This is a genomic window from Acidovorax sp. MR-S7 (assembly GCF_000400995.2).
GTDB lineage: Bacteria > Pseudomonadota > Gammaproteobacteria > Burkholderiales > Burkholderiaceae_C > MR-S7.
The window spans coordinates 122,468-136,940 of the sequence record NZ_DF238908.1 but is presented as its reverse complement, the minus strand read 5'-3'; the positions used below and the strand labels follow the sequence as shown (position 1 = coordinate 136,940).

14 protein-coding genes are annotated in these 14,473 nt (G+C 70.4%); 8 read left to right on the top strand and 6 right to left on the bottom strand.

The window, feature by feature from the left end; all coding sequences use genetic code 11:
* Position 1: 1 nt before the first annotated feature.
* The gene (gene hyi, locus AVS7_RS06610) at positions 2-775 is read left to right on the top strand and encodes a hydroxypyruvate isomerase (RefSeq protein WP_020227642.1); all 774 of its coding nucleotides are present in this window, start codon (positions 2-4) and stop codon (positions 773-775) included.
* Positions 776-798: 23 nt separating this feature from the next.
* The gene (gene glxR, locus AVS7_RS06605; protein ID WP_020227641.1) at positions 799-1,707 is read left to right on the top strand and encodes a 2-hydroxy-3-oxopropionate reductase; all 909 of its coding nucleotides are present in this window, start codon (positions 799-801) and stop codon (positions 1,705-1,707) included.
* Here the strand turns inward: glxR and AVS7_RS06600 are convergent.
* A complete protein-coding gene (locus AVS7_RS06600; RefSeq protein ID WP_020227640.1) occupies positions 1,704-2,600 on the bottom strand; it encodes a LysR family transcriptional regulator in 897 nt (298 codons plus the stop codon). The two genes, glxR and AVS7_RS06600, sit on opposite strands and share 4 nt — an antisense overlap.
* Positions 2,601-2,699: 99 nt before the next feature.
* On the opposite strand from AVS7_RS06600, the gene AVS7_RS06595 reads away from it, so the two are divergent.
* The 3 genes from AVS7_RS06595 (at position 2,700) to AVS7_RS06585 (ending at position 5,475) form a co-directional block, all read left to right on the top strand.
* Positions 2,700-3,140 (top strand): cyclophilin-like fold protein, encoded by a 441-nt coding sequence (locus tag AVS7_RS06595; RefSeq protein WP_020227639.1) that lies wholly within the window; start codon positions 2,700-2,702, stop codon positions 3,138-3,140.
* A 107-nt stretch (positions 3,141-3,247) separates the two neighbouring features.
* Positions 3,248-4,303 carry an alpha/beta hydrolase gene (locus AVS7_RS06590; protein WP_020227638.1) on the top strand — a complete coding sequence of 352 codons (1,056 nt, stop codon included), beginning with the start codon at positions 3,248-3,250 and terminating at the stop codon, positions 4,301-4,303.
* Positions 4,303-5,475 carry an MFS transporter gene (locus AVS7_RS06585; protein ID WP_020227637.1) on the top strand — a complete coding sequence of 391 codons (1,173 nt, stop codon included), beginning with the start codon at positions 4,303-4,305 and terminating at the stop codon, positions 5,473-5,475. The genes AVS7_RS06590 and AVS7_RS06585 overlap by 1 nt, the downstream gene beginning before the upstream one ends.
* 25 nt (positions 5,476-5,500) lie before the next feature.
* Here AVS7_RS06585 and AVS7_RS06580 read toward each other — a convergent pair whose 3' ends face one another.
* Positions 5,501-6,883, bottom strand: a complete 1,383-nt coding sequence (locus AVS7_RS06580; RefSeq protein WP_020227636.1) for an APC family permease — start codon at positions 6,881-6,883, stop codon at positions 5,501-5,503.
* A complete protein-coding gene (locus AVS7_RS06575) occupies positions 6,880-7,824 on the bottom strand; it encodes a methyltransferase domain-containing protein (protein ID WP_020227635.1) in 945 nt (314 codons plus the stop codon). The genes AVS7_RS06580 and AVS7_RS06575 overlap by 4 nt, the downstream gene beginning before the upstream one ends.
* 290 nt (positions 7,825-8,114) lie before the next feature.
* On the opposite strand from AVS7_RS06575, the gene AVS7_RS06570 reads away from it, so the two are divergent.
* The gene (locus tag AVS7_RS06570) at positions 8,115-9,164 is read left to right on the top strand and encodes an NAD(P)-dependent alcohol dehydrogenase (protein ID WP_020227634.1); all 1,050 of its coding nucleotides are present in this window, start codon (positions 8,115-8,117) and stop codon (positions 9,162-9,164) included.
* A gap of 41 nt (positions 9,165-9,205) precedes the next feature.
* Here the strand turns inward: AVS7_RS06570 and ggt are convergent, their stop codons facing one another.
* Positions 9,206-11,002 carry a gamma-glutamyltransferase gene (gene ggt, locus AVS7_RS06565; RefSeq protein ID WP_020227633.1) on the bottom strand — a complete coding sequence of 599 codons (1,797 nt, stop codon included), beginning with the start codon at positions 11,000-11,002 and terminating at the stop codon, positions 9,206-9,208.
* Between the two features lie 119 nt (positions 11,003-11,121).
* Between ggt and uraH the strand changes: the two genes are divergently transcribed.
* Complete coding sequence (gene uraH, locus AVS7_RS06560) at positions 11,122-11,472, top strand: hydroxyisourate hydrolase (RefSeq protein ID WP_020227632.1); 351 nt, start codon at positions 11,122-11,124, stop codon at positions 11,470-11,472.
* 74 nt (positions 11,473-11,546) lie between these two features.
* Here the strand turns inward: uraH and AVS7_RS06555 are convergent, their stop codons facing one another.
* Positions 11,547-12,020, bottom strand: a complete 474-nt coding sequence (locus AVS7_RS06555) for a hypothetical protein (RefSeq protein ID WP_020227631.1) — start codon at positions 12,018-12,020, stop codon at positions 11,547-11,549.
* A 106-nt stretch (positions 12,021-12,126) separates the two neighbouring features.
* Between AVS7_RS06555 and xdhC the strand changes: the two genes are divergently transcribed.
* Positions 12,127-12,957, top strand: coding sequence for a xanthine dehydrogenase accessory protein XdhC (gene xdhC, locus AVS7_RS06550; protein ID WP_024001053.1), 831 nt, complete (start codon positions 12,127-12,129; stop codon positions 12,955-12,957).
* Positions 12,958-13,017: 60 nt separating this feature from the next.
* Here xdhC and AVS7_RS06545 read toward each other — a convergent pair whose 3' ends face one another.
* Positions 13,018-14,466, bottom strand: coding sequence for an aldehyde dehydrogenase family protein (locus AVS7_RS06545; protein ID WP_020227628.1), 1,449 nt, complete (start codon positions 14,464-14,466; stop codon positions 13,018-13,020).
* Positions 14,467-14,473 lie beyond the last annotated feature (7 nt).

The window sequence follows — 14,473 nt, the reverse complement described above, 5'->3', positions numbered from 1 at the left end:
AATGCCCCGCTTTGCCGCCAACCTCAGCATGCTGTTCACCGAGGTGCCGTTCCTCGACCGCTTCGAGCGCGCTGCACGCGCCGGATTCGAGGCCGTGGAATTCCTCTTCCCTTATGCCCACACCGCGCAAGAAATCAAGGCGCGCCTGGACGCCACCGGCCTGCAGATCGTGCTGCATAACCTGCCCGCGGGCGACTGGGACGCGGGCGAGCGCGGCATCGCCTGTCACCCCGATCGCGTGGAGGAATTCCGCGAGGGCGTGGAGCGCGCCATCGGCTACGCGAAGGCGCTCGGCGTGCCGCAGCTCAACTGCCTCGCGGGTAAGGCGCCCGCGGGCGTGGACGCGGCCACGCTGCGCCGCACCTTCGTTGGCAACCTGCGCCACGCCGCCGCCCGGCTGGGCGACGCGGGCCTGCGCCTGCTAATCGAGCCCATCAACCCGTTCGACATCCCCGGATTCGTACTGAACCGCACGGATGAGGCCATCGCCATCCTCGACGAGGTGGGCGCTACCAACGCCTTCGTGCAGTACGACATCTACCACGCCCAGCGCACCGAGGGCGAACTGGCCGCCACGCTGCAAAAGCACCTGCCGCGCATCGCCCACGTGCAGTTGGCCGACAACCCCGGCCGCAACGAACCCGGCACCGGCGAGATCAACTACCCGTACCTGTTCGCGCACCTCGACCGCATCGGCTACCAGGGCTGGGTGGGCTGCGAATACAAGCCCGCGCGGGGCACCGAGGCGGGCCTGGGCTGGCTCAAGAACCATTGAAGACAACAGAAAGGAAAACTTCCATGACCGACACCCCCCTCAAACTCGGCTTCATCGGCCTGGGCATCATGGGCGCGCCCATGTGCGGCCACCTGATCGCTGCGGGCCACCAGCTCTTCGTGCACACGCGCGGCAAGGTGGCGCCCGCCATCGCGCAAAGCAGCGCCACGCAGTGCACGACGGCGCGCGGCGTGGCCGAACGCGCCGACATCGTCTTCCTGATGCTGCCCGACACACCCGACGTGGAGAAGGTGCTGTTCGGCGCGGGCGGCGTGGCCGAGGGCCTGAAGAACGGCAGCGGCAAGATCGTGGTGGACATGAGTTCCATCTCGCCCGTCGCCACCAAGGACTTCGCGCGCCGCATCGAAGCGCTGGGCGCCCGGTACCTCGACGCGCCCGTTTCCGGCGGCGAGGTGGGCGCGAAGAACGCCACGCTCTCCATCATGGTGGGCGGGCCCGATGCGGTGTTCGAGCGCGTCAAGCCCCTGTTCGAGAAGATGGGCAAGAACATCACCCTGGTCGGCGGCAACGGCGACGGCCAGACCGCCAAGGTGGCCAACCAGATCATCGTGGCGCTGAACATCGAGGCCGTGGCCGAGGCGCTGCTGTTCGCCTCCCGCGCGGGCGCAGACCCGGCGCGGGTGCGCGAGGCGCTGCTGGGCGGCTTCGCCTCGTCGAAGATTCTGGAGGTGCATGCCGAGCGCATGATCAAGCGCACGTTCGATCCGGGCTTTCGCATCGCGCTGCACCAGAAGGACTTGAACCTCGCCTTGTCCGCCGCGAAGGAACTGGGCGTGGCCCTGCCCAACACGGCGGGCGCGCAGCAGCTTTTCAGCGCCTGCGTGGCGCACGGCGGCGCGGGCTGGGATCACTCCGGCATGGTGCGCGCGCTGGAGACGATGGCGAATTTCGAGGTGGGCCAGAAAGCCTAGCGCGGCGCTGTCACGCGCAGCGCTTCCAACACCAGCGCGAAGGCGGGCGAGGGCTGGCGGCGGCTGGGGTAGTAGAGGTGGTAGCCCGCGAACGGCGGGCACCAGTCCTGCAGCACGCGCACCAGGCGCCCGGAATCGATGTGCGGCATCACCTCGTCCTCGGGCAGCAGTGCGATGCCGAGGCCCGCCAGCGCCGCATCCACCTGCGGCTGCGTGGTGTTGAAGACCAGCTGCCCGTCCACGCGCACGTTCAGCTTGCGGCCCCGGCGCTCGAAGTCCCACACGTACAGCCCGCCCGAGGTGGGCATGCGCTGGTTGATGCAGTTGTGCGCGGTCAACTCCTGCGGCTTCTTGGGCGCCGGGTGCGCGGCGAAGTAGTCGGGCGAGGCCACCACCGCCAGGCGCAGCGGCGGGCCGATGGGGATGGCGATCATGTCCTTGTCCACGATGCTGCCGAAGCGCACGCCCGCATCGAACCGGTCGGCCACGATGTCGCGCAGGCCGTAGTTCACGTCGAACTCCAGCGACACGTCCGGGTACTCGCGCAGCAGCGGCGCGAGTTTGGGCAGCAGCACGCTGTGCAGCACGAAGTCGCCGCAAGTGATGCGCACCGTGCCCGCGGGCTTGTCGCGCAGTTCGGTGAGCGCATCCAGCTCGGCCTCGATCTCGTCGAAGCGGTGGCCGATGGCTTGCATCAGCCGCTCGCCCGCCGGCGTGGGCGCCACGCTGCGCGTGGTGCGCGTGAGCAGGCGGATGCGCAGCCGCTCCTCCAGCCCGCGCACGGCCTGGCTCAGTGCCGATTGCGTGACGCCCAGCAGCGCGGCGGCGCGGGTGAAGCTGCCCTCGCGCGCGACGGTGACGAAGGCGAGCAGGTCGTTGAGGTTGCGGCGCATGGCGCGATTCTGGCGGTTGGATTGATTAACCAATCTTATAAGCGCATGAAGCATTGATGAGCTAGTCGCGCGGGCGAGCGGCCGGCACACTTGCCGCCTATGCCCACCTTTCCCCGCCGCAACGCCCTGGCCCTGCTGCTCGCCCTGGCCGCCGGCGGCGCATCCGCGCAGGAGCCTTTCATGCAGATCCGCCTGACCGTCGATGGCCGCAGCGCCACAGCCACGCTGTACGACAACGCCACCGCGCGCGACTTCGCGGCGCTGCTGCCGCTCACGCTGACGATGGAGGACTACGCCGCCATCGAGCGCGTGGCCACGCTGCCGCGCAAGCTCTCCACCCAGGGCGCGCCCGAGGGCATGGCGCCCGTGGCGGGCGAGCTGACGCACTACGCGCCCTGGGGCAACCTGGCGATCTTCATCGAGGGGCGCTCGTATGCGCGCGGCCTGCTGCCGCTGGGCAAGGTGGATGAGGGGTTGCCCGTGCTGGCGCGGCCGGGGCCGTATCGGTTGCGCATCGAAGCCGTGCTCCTGAAAAAGTAGCTGGCAGCGCTTGATATATGGATGTTTCGGTACGGAAACCATTTGAATCCATTGGATAACAAGCGCGAACAGCTATCAAATTTGATGAATCCGAAAGAATCCCCGCCATGACCCAGACCCTTGAAGACACCCGCCGTCGCCATCTGCTCAAGATGGCCGGCACCGGCATCGCCGCCCTGGGCGCCGCCACGGGCTGCGCCGTTTCGCAGCCGCTGGGCGGCGCGTGGGACAAGACCTTCGCCAAGAGCGACAAGGTCGATCACCGCAAGGTCAGCTTCAAGAACCGCTACGGCATCACGCTGGCGGGTGATCTGTACGTGCCCAGGAACGCCAGCGGCAGGCTCGCCGCGCTGGCCGTGGGTGGCCCGTTCGGCGCGGTGAAGGAACAGTCGTCGGGCCTGTACGCGCAGACCCTGGCCGAGCGCGGCTTCATCACGCTGGCTTTCGATCCGTCCTACACCGGCGAAAGCAGCGGCGAGCCGCGCAACGTCGCTTCGCCGGACATCAGCGTCGAGGATTTCAGCGCGGCGGTGGATTGCCTGGGCCTGCTGCCCGAGGTGGATCGCGAGCGCATCGGCATCGTCGGCATCTGCGGCTGGGGAGGCATGGCGCTGAGCGCCGCCGCCGTGGACAAGCGTATCAAGGCGGTGGCCGCCAGCACCATGTACGACATGACGCGCGTCATGTCCAAGGGCTACGACGACAGCATGACGCCCGGGCAGCGCGCGCAGACGCTGGAGCAGCTGAGCCGCCAGCGCTGGAAGGATGCGGAAGCCGGCAAGCCCGCCTACCAGCCGCCCTACAACGAGCTGAAGGGCGGCGAGGCGCCGTTCCTCGTCGAGTACGCCGACTACTACCGCACGCCGCGCGGCTACCACCCGCGCGCGGTCAATTCCGGCAACGCCTGGACGGTGACCACGCCGCTGCCGTTCATGAACCTGCCGATCCTCACCCACATCCGGGAGATCGCGCCGCGCCCGATCCTGCTGGTGCATGGCGAGCGCGCGCACTCGCGCTACTTCAGCGAGACCGCCTACGCGGCGGCGGCCGAGCCGAAGGAACTGGTGATCGTGCCGGGCGCGAACCACGTCGATCTGTACGACCGCAGGGTGCCGTTCGACAGGCTGGCGGCGTTCTTCCGCCAGCACCTCGCGCCAGTGTGATGGCGGCTGCCGAACCGCGCGCCCATTGGAGCGGCGTGCTGGCGATGACGCTGTGCGTGTTCACGCTGATCGCGTCCGAATTCATGCCCGTGAGCCTGCTCACGCCGATGGCGGCCGACCTGGGCGTGACCGAGGGCATGGCGGGGCAGGGGATCGCCATCTCCGGTGCGTTCGCTGTCGTCACCAGCCTGTCCATCGCGCGGATCGCGGACCGCATGGACCGGAAAACGCTGCTGCTCGCGCTGACGACGGTGATGGGCCTGTCGGGTGCGGTCATCGCGCTGGCGCACAGCTACGCCGTCTACATGCTGGGCCGCGCGCTCATCGGCGTGGTGGTGGGCGGCTTCTGGTCGCTGTCCGCCGCCACGGCCATGCGGCTGGTGCCCGCCGCCCAGGTGCCGCGCGCGCTGGCCGTCTTCAACGGCGGCAACGCGCTGGCGACGGTGATCGCCGCGCCGCTGGGCGCGTGGCTGGGCGCGGCCATCGGCTGGCGCGGTGCTTTCCTTGGCCTGGTGCCGGTGGCGCTCGCCGCCTTCGCGTGGCAGTGGATCAGCCTGCCACGCATGCCCGCAGGGCAGGGCGCGGCGGGCGCGGGCCCTGTGTTCAGGCGGCTGCGCCGCCGCGTGGTGGCGCTGGGCATGCTGGCCGTGGGCGTGTTCTTCATGGGGCAGTTCACGCTGTTCACCTATGTGCGGCCGTTCCTGGAGACGGTGACGCGCGTGGAGGTTTCCACCGTCACGCTGGTGCTGCTGGTGATCGGCGTGGCGGGCTTCGCCGGCACCGCGTTGGTCGGCGCGGTGCTGAGGCGCGGCTTCTATGCCACGCTGGCCGCCATCCCGCTGCTGATGGCCGTGATCGCCGGGGCGCTGATGGCCTGCGGCGGCTGGACGGCGGCGGTCGTCGTGCTGCTGGGCGTGTGGGGCCTGGTCGCCACGGCCGCGCCCGTGGGCTGGTGGGCCTGGGTGCCGCGCACTTTTCCGCACGATGCGGAAGCGGGCGGTGGACTGATGGTGGCGATGATCCAGCTGTCCATCGCGCTGGGCTCCACCGTGGGCGGGATGCTGTTCGACCACGGCGGCTACCGGAGTACGTTCGCCGCCAGCGCGGGGCTGCTGCTGGTGTCGGCCGTACTGGTCGTCCTCGCATCGCGTGCCGAGGCGCGGGCGGCATAGGGCCGCCGCCTGCAGCGCCCTGGGTTCAGGCGCCGGGCCCGGTCGCTTCCCGCGCGGCGGGTGGCCGGCGCTCCAGCGCCAGCATCACCAGCCCGCCGGCCAGCAGCACGCCCACGCCGGCCAGCGCGCCGGTCTTCACATAGACCAGAGACGACCACAGCATGTACCCGCACACGCCGGCGAAGGCCAGAGGCAGCAGCGGGTACAGCGGCACCTTGAACGGCCGGGGCGTTTCAGGTTGCCTGCGGCGCAGCACGATCAGCGCCAGCGTGCTCAGCAGGAAGAAGCTCCAGAACACCGGCGCGGTGTAGTCCACCATGGCCTCGAATCCGCCGCGCAGCGCGCCGCCCAGCGCCACCAGCGCCAGCGCGAAACCCGACTGCAGCAGCAGCGCCAGCGTGGGCACGCCGCGCTGCGGGTGCCAGCGGCCCAGCGCGCGCAACTGCGGCCAGTCGCGCCCGACGGCGAAGTTGGTGCGCGCGCCGACGATCATGGTGGCGTTGATCGAGGTCAGCGCCGCGACGGCCACCATGGCGGCGATCAGCGTCTCGCCGCCGCGCCCGAAGGCCACGCGCAGCAGGTCGGCCGCCACGGCTTCGCTCCGGGCCATGCCCTGGAGCCCCAGGCCGTGCATGTAGGCCAGGTTCACCGCCACGTACAGCGCGGTGATGCAGCCGATGCTGATGATCAGAGCGTGCAGGATGCGCCGGCGCGGGCCGCGCAACTCGGCGCTGAGGTAGGCGGCCTCGTTCCAGCCGCCGTAGGTCAGCAGCACGAACACCATCGCCAGGCCCAGCATGCCCGGGCTGGGCATGCCGCCGGAGGGCTGGGCGGGATCGGCGGGCGGCAGGGGCGCGGCGGGCGTGCCGCCGGCCCACAGCCAAAGTCCGGCGGCCACCACCAGCACCAGGCCCAGCACCTCGGCCAGCGTCAGCCAGCTCTGCGTGCCGGCGCTGGCGTGGATGCCGCGCACGTTCAGCCAGGTGAGCGCGGCGACGGCCAGGGCCGCCCACAGCGTGGCGCCGTGCGCGCCCAGCGGCAGCACGGCGCTCATGTAGTCGCCGAAGACGAAACCCAGCAGCGCGATGGAGCCGGTGGTGATGACGGAAAAGCGCGCCCACGCGAACAGGAACGACACCCGCCGCCCGTAGGCCAGGCGCAGGAAGTGGTAGTCGCCGCCCGCGTGCGGCCAGGCGGCGGCCAGCTCGGCGTAGCAGAGCGCGCCGATGAGCGAGACCGCGCCGCCCAGCACCCAGGCGGCGATCATCCATTGCGGGGAGCCGGTGAACTGCGCCACCAGCGAAGGCGACTTGAAGATGCCGGCGCCGACGACGATGCCGACGATGATGGCCACCGCCTCGCGCAGGCGCAGCGTCTGCGCGGGCTGCGCCTGCGGGGCGTCGTTCATTCGGTGCCCAGCGGCTCGGCCTCGCTCTCGGGCGCGGGGGCGGCGCCGTCTAACGGCGGCGCGGCGCCCGTGCGGCGCGCGCTGAAGGGCGCGCGCGCGCCGCCGGCCGAAAAGTCGTAGACCGATCCGGTGAGCGCATCGTCCGCCAGCCGGCCGCTGAAGCGCCGCAGGTGCCCCAGCGCGTCGGTGAAGCCGAAGCTCACCTGCGTGCCGGCCACGCGCGCCTCGCGCAGCTGCGCCTCGAAGTCGGGGAAGCGCGCGTTGCCGTCGAGCATCTGGAAGCTCTGCCGCAGCGACATCGGCACGCTGACCGTCTGGCCGCCTTGCGGGAAGCTCAGCGTCCAGTCGCCCCCGGCGTTGGCCGGCACCAGCCACAGGTGCACCGAGGCGGCGGCGATGCGCGCCGTCTCGTCGGGCCGCCAGCGGCCCATGCGGAACTCGTGCGAGACCACGCGCGTGCCCGGCTTGAGCGCCAGGATGTGGTGGCGCAGCCGCAGGTTGAGCTGCGGCAGCAGGTACATGGTGATCACGTCCGCGCGGGAGAAGTCGGACTCGAAGATGTCCGCCTTCTCGAAGCGCGCCCGCCCGGCCACGCCCGCCTGCTGCGCGCGGCGGCGCGACAGCTCGACCAGGTCGGGGTTGTATTCGATGCCCAGGCCCTGCGCCCCTTCGAGCGCGGCGGCGATGACGATCTTGCCGTCGCCCGAACCGAGGTCGATGACGTAGTCCTTGGGCGTGAGCTGCGCCATGCGCAGCATGCGGTTGACCAGCGCGTCGGGCGAGGGGATCCAGATCACGTCCTTGCCGGACTGGCCGCGCTGCGGCTCGTAGCCGGCGCCGCCTGCCGGCGGCTGCTGCGCGCGGGCCAGGCCGCCCAGCGCCAGCGCGCCGGTGGCGGTCAGCACCTGCCGGCGGTGGAGGAACATCGTCTGCGGGGTCATGGCTGTGCTTCTCCGGTGGAAGGGTGGAAGATGCACGGTGCGCTGGCCGGAGGGCGCGGCGCGCGGGCATGGACCGAGCCTAACGGCAGCGCAGCCGGTGTGACAAGCCAAGGCGCCCATTTCACAGGGGATTCATCGTGAAAATGGCCGCTGGCGCTTGTCCAGAAAGCGCGGGCAGCTATTCTTGCGATAGCGCCGTGCGGGCGCTCCGCGGTGCCGCGGCCTATCTGTCGCGTCCATCGCCTTTCCGGCTTTCCCGCTCCCGTGCCACCCATGAAAGGAACACCGCCATGACCATCCAAGCCTACGGCGCCCAGGCCGCCGACCAGCCCCTGCAGCCGCTCGCCATCACCCGCCGCGCGCCGGGTGCGCACGACGTGCAGATCGCCATCGCCTATTGCGGCGTGTGCCATTCCGACATCCACCAGGTGCGCTCCGAATGGGCGGGCACGCTCTTTCCTTGCGTGCCAGGGCACGAGATCGTGGGCCGCGTCGCGGCCGTGGGCGCGCAGGTGTCGGGCTTCGCGCCCGGCGACCTGGTGGGCGTGGGCTGCATCGTCGACAGCTGCCGGCACTGCGCGGACTGCGGCGACGGGCTGGAGAACTACTGCGACCACATGATCGGCACCTACAACGGGCCCACGCCCGACGCGCCGGGCCACACGCTGGGCGGCTACTCGCAGCAGATCGTGGTGCACGAGCGCTACGTGCTGCGCGTGCGCCACCCCGCAGCGCAGCTCAACGCCGTGGCGCCGCTGCTGTGTGCGGGCATCACCACCTACTCGCCATTGCGCCACTGGAAGGTGGGGCTGGGCCACAAGGTGGGTGTGGTGGGCATCGGCGGGCTGGGGCACATGGGCATCAAGCTCGCGCGCGCGATGGGCGCGCACGTGGTGGCGTTCACCACGTCCGAATCCAAGCGCGATGCGGCCCGGGCGCTGGGTGCGCACGAGGTGGTCGTCTCGCGCAACCGCGGCGAGATGAAGGCGCACGCCGCGAGCCTGGACTTCATCCTGAACACCGTGGCCGCGCCGCACGATCTCGACCCGTTCTTCGCGCTACTGCGCCGCGACGGCACGATGGCGCTGGTGGGCGCGCCGGCTTCGCCGCATCCGCCCTCCAACGTGTTCAGCCTGATCATGAAGCGCCGCAGCCTCGCGGGCTCGCTGATCGGCGGCATTCCCGAGACGCAGGAGATGCTGGACTTCTGCGCCGAGCACGGCATCGTGGCCGACGTGGAGATGATCCGCGCCGACGAGATCAACGCCGCCTACGAGCGCATGCTCAAGGGCGACGTGAAATACCGCTTCGTGATCGACTGCGCGAGCCTGGCGCCCTGAAAAAAAGCCGCGCAAGGCGCGGCTTTCATGCGGGGGGCGGCTCAATAGCCCAGCGTCTGCCCGTCCGGGTTGCGCGGGTCGGACGCGCCGTAGAGCATGCCGTCCCGGATCTGGATGGTCTGTGTGCGGCCCATCGAAGGCTTCACCGCCACCTTGTGGCCCCATTGGCGCAGCAGGGCCAGGGTGTCGTTGGAGAAGCCCTTCTCGATGCGCAGCTCGTCGGGCGTCCATTGGTGGTGGAAGCGCGGCGTGGCGGCGGCTTCAAACGGGTTCATGCCGTAGTCGATGGTGTTGACTACCGTCTGCAGCACCGTGGTGATGATGCGCGCGCCGCCGGGGCTGCCGGTCACCAGCGTGGGCTTGCCGTCCTTGAGCACCAGCGTGGGCGTCATCGACGACAGCGGGCGCTTGCCCGCGGCCACCGCGTTGGCGTCGCCGCCCACGAGGCCGTAGGCGTTGGCCACGCCGGGCTTGGCGGAGAAGTCGTCCATCTCGTTGTTGAGCAGGATGCCCGTGCCCTTGGCGACGATGCCGCTGCCGAAGTTGGTGTTGAGCGTGTAGGTCACGGCTACGGCGTTGCCGGCCTTGTCCACCACCGAGTAGTGCGTGGTCTGGTCGCTCTCGTAGGGCTGGGGCTGGCCGGGCTTGATGGCCTTGGCGTCGCGCGCCTTGTTCGCATCGATGCCCTTGGCGAGCTGCTCGGCGTAGCGCTTGGAGGTCAGGCCCTTGAGGGGGATCTTCACGAAGTCCGGGTCGCCCAGGTACTCGGAGCGGTCGGCATACGCCAGCTTCATGCTCTCGGCCATGTGGTGCACGCTCTGGGCGCTGTTCACGCCCCACTGGTTCATGGGCCAGCGCTCCATCATGTTGAGGATCTGGATCAGGTGCGCGCCGCCCGACGACGGCGGGGGCATGGTCACGATCTGGTAGCCGCGGTAGCTGCCGCGCACGGGCTCGCGCTCGACGACCTTGTAGTTCTTCAGGTCGGCCAGCGTGATCGCGCCCGCGTGCGGGGCCATCTCGGCGGCGATCTTCTGGGCGATGGCGCCTTCGTAGAACACCTTGGCACCCTGCTGGCCGATCAGGCGCAGCGACTGGGCCAGGTCCTTCTGCACCAGCAGGTCGCCGCGCTGGAGCGGCTCGCCGTTCTTCCAGAAGATGGCCTGGGTGGCGGGCCAGCGGCCCATGGTCTTCTTCTCCTGCTGCAGGATCTTGGCCAGCGTCTCGCTCACGGGGTAGCCCTTGTCGGCCAGCGCCACGGCCGGAGCGACCACCTTGGACAGGGGCATCGTGCCCCACTTCTTGAGCGCATGCTCCATGCCCGCCACGGTGCCGGGCACGCCCACGGCGTAGTGGGTGTAGAGCGACTTGCCGTCGACCACGTTGCCCTTGGCGTCCAGGTACATGTCGCGCGTGGCCTTGGAGGGCGCTACCTCGCGGAAGTCCAGCGCCACGCTCCTGCCGGTCCTGGCATCGTGCACCATCATGAACCCGCCGCCGCCGATGTTGCCCGCATTGGGCAGCGCCACGGCCAGCGCGAAGCCCATGGCCACGGCGGCGTCCACCGCATTGCCGCCGGCCTTGAGGATGTCCAGCCCGATGCGCGAGGCCAGCTCCTGCTCGCTGGCCACCATGCCGTTCTTGGCCACCACGGGGTGGAACACATCCATGTCGAAGTCATAGGCCGCGGCGGCGGCCTGCGCGGCGCTGGGCTGCGCGGTGGCGGCCGCGGGCTGCACGGCGGCAGCGGGCGCCGGCGGCTGCGGGCTGCTGCAGGCGACCAGGCTGGCCAGGGCCAGCGCAAGGCTGCCGGCCAGCAGGGTGGAGCGGAATTGCATTCGGTGTCTCCTGGTGGTTGGGGATGGGCCGCAGGGTAAACGCCCGGTGCGGCGCTGGCAAGAGAGTACAAAAACTGTATACACTTTCTCGTACCCGAAACCACTTCAGGAGAAGCCCCATGGGCCTCAGCACCCACGTCCTCGACACCATGCACGGCTGCCCCGCCGCGGGCATGGAGGTCGCGCTGTATGCCACCAGCGGCGAGCAGGCCACGCTGGTCAAGCGCCTGACCCTCAACCACGACGGCCGCACCGATGCGCCGCTGTTCGACAACGCCAGCCTGCGCCCCGGCACCTACCGGCTGACCTTCGACGTGGCCGCGTATTTCAAGGCCAGGGGCGTGCAACTGCCCGAGCCCAACTTCCTGGGCCGCGTGAGCCTGGACTTCGGCATCGCCCACGCGGACCAGCACTACCACGTGCCCCTGCTGGTGAGCCCGTGGAGCTATTCCACCTACCGCGGTTCCTGAATTAGGGACCCTCTGCACGAATCACCGCGCCGTGTGCATCTCGCACGCTTGCCGCTCGATTCGTGCAGAGGGCCCTAGAGCTGCCCTTCGGTCAGCGTATCGAGCTGGAAATGGCCCGACTTGTCCCACAGCCAGGTGTCGGTATAGGTCACGCGCTGCATGCGCGCGGGCACGGGGAAGGGCGCGGCGGCGCGCACTGTGCGCTCGATCTCCTTGACCACCTCGGGCGCATGGCGCGGCGCGCGCATCCAGCGCAGGGCGGTCACGCGGCCCGCGCGGTCGATGTCCACCTCCAGCACGCCGATGGCGTAGAGCAGCGGCGGCAGCTTGCCCTTGTAGATGCGCTGCGCGTTCAGGCCGTACAGGTGCGTGGCCGCGTCCTGACGGTAGGCGCGCGGCGTGGCGGCACCCGAGGCGCGCGCCGAGCCCTGGGCCGCGGGCACGGGGCCGGTCACGCGGGCGTCGCTGCCGGGCGCGGCCGGGGCGGGCGCGGGCTCGGGCTCCGGCCCGGACTTGCAGGCCGCCACGATGGCCGCCACGGCCGCCATGAGACTGGCCGGCAGCCAGAAGGGGCGCTTGCGGGCCGGGGGACGCTGGTCGGGGGACTGGGACATGATGGTCGGTAGGTGAATGGCGAACCAGAGGCGGGAACACATGCGGACGGCGTTGCATCGCTTGCTCGAACACATCCAGGCGGCGCCCGCGTGCCTGGTGACGGTGGAGTCTACCCAAGGCTCGGTGCCGCGCGAGCGCGGGGCCTGGATGGCCCTGCTGGCGGGACACGATACGCCGCTGGGCACCATCGGCGGCGGGCACCTGGAGCTGCAGGCCCTGCAGGAGGCGCGCGAGCGCCTGGCGGACCACCTGGCCGGGCGGCCGGCGCGCGCGCCGCTGGTGCGCCGGGCGCTGGGACCCAGCCTGGGCCAGTGCTGCGGCGGCGTGGTGGTGCTGCGCTTCGAGTGCGTGGGCGCGGAGGACGCGCCGGCGCTGCGCGAGCGCCTGGCGCCGCCCCTGCACCCGGTGGCGCTGTTCGGCGGCGGCCACGTGGGCCACGCGCTGGCGCGCGTGCTGGCGCCGTTGCCCTTCGCGCTGCACTGGATCGACAGCCGCGACGGGGTGTTTCCCCCCGCGCCGCCGCCGCAGGCGCTGTGCGAACACTCCGACCCGGTGCAGGCGGCAGTGCCCGGCCTCGCGCCGCGCTCGTTCGTGCTCATCATGAGCTTCAGCCACGCGGAGGACCTGGACATCGTGGCTGCCTGCCTGGCGCGCCAGCGCGCGCGCGGCGATCTGCCCTTCATCGGCCTCATCGGCAGCCGCACCAAGTGGGCGACGTTCCGCCACCGGCTGGCGGCGCGCGGCTTTTCGGAGCAGGAGCTGGCGCAGGTGACCTGCCCCATCGGCGTGCCCGGCATCGCGGGCAAGGAGCCCGAGGTGATCGCCGTGGCGGTGGCGGCGCAGCTGCTGCAGCGGCTGGGGCAGGCTTGAAGCCAAAACGGCCTCCAGCGTTTGCCGGGCAAGCGCTGCCAGCTATTCTTCTGGGAGCGATCAGGCCAGGGTGTAGGCCGTCTTCACGGTGGTGAAGAATTCCTGCGCATAGCGCCCCTGCTCGCGCGGGCCGTAGCTGCTGCCCTTGCGTCCGCCGAACGGCACGTGGTAGTCCACCCCCGCTGTGGGCAGGTTCACCATCACCATGCCGGCCTGGGCATGGCGCTTGAAGTGCGTGGCGTGTTTCAGGCTGGTCGTGGCGATGCCCGCCGACAGGCCGAACTCCGTAGCGTTGGCCACGGCCAGCGCTTCTTCATAGTCCTTCACGCGGATCACGCTGGCCACGGGGCCGAAGATCTCCTCGCGGTTGATGCGCATGGCGGGCGTGGTATCGGCGAACAGCGCCGGCGCCATGAAATAGCCCTCGTGCCCGCTGCCCGTGTGGCAGGCCACGCGGCCGCCGCCGCTGACGAGCTGCGCGCCCTCGGCCTTGCCGATCTCGACATAGCTCAAATCCTGTTCGAGCTGCGCCTGGCTCACCACCGGCCCCATGTCCGTGCCCGCGGCCAGCGCGGCGCCGACCTTGATCGCTTCGATGCGGCTCTTCAGCGCCTCGACGAAGGCCGGGTAGATCTTGTCTGTCACGATCAGGCGGCTCGATGCCGTGCAGCGCTGGCCCGTGGAATAAAAGCAGCTCTGCGCCGACAGCTCCACCGCCTGCTTCAGGTCGGCATCGTCCAGCACCACCTGCGGGTTCTTGCCGCCCATCTCCAACTGCACCTTCTTGCCGTTCTCCACGCAAGCGGCGGCAATCCCCCGGCCCACGCCGACCGACCCCGTGAAGCTGATGGCCGCAATGCCCGGGTGGCGCACCAGCGCATCGCCGATCACGCGCCCCCGGCCCATGACGAGGTTGAACACCCCGGCCGGAATGCCCGAGCGGTGGATGATGTCCGCCAGCGCCCAGGCACAGCCCGGCACCAGATCGGCGGGCTTGATGACCACGCAATTGCCGAAAGCCAGTGCCGGGGCGATCTTCCAGGCCGGGATGGCGATGGGGAAGTTCCACGGCGTGATGAGGCCGACCACGCCGATCGGTTCGCGCGTGATCTCCACGCCGATGCCGGGGCGCACGGAGGGCAGCGTCTCGCCCGCCAGCCGCAGGCATTCGCCCGCGAAGAACTTGAAGATCTGGCCCGAGCGCATGACCTCGCCGATGGCTTCGCCGCGCACCTTGCCTTCCTCGCGCGCCAGCAGCTCGCCGAGTTCCTCCTTGCGCGCGAGGATCTCCGAGCCGATGCGATCCAGCGCATCGGAGCGCGCCTGGATGCCCGAAGTGCTCCACGCGGGAAACGCGGCCACTGCGGCGGCCACGGCCGCATCCACGTCGGCGGCATCGCCCTGGGCGTACTCGCCGATCAGGTCGGCGAGGTGGCTGGGGTTGGTGTTGGGCGCGTAGGACTTGCCGGGCGTCCAGGCGCCGTTGATCAGGTTGTCGTGTCGGGACATGATTGCT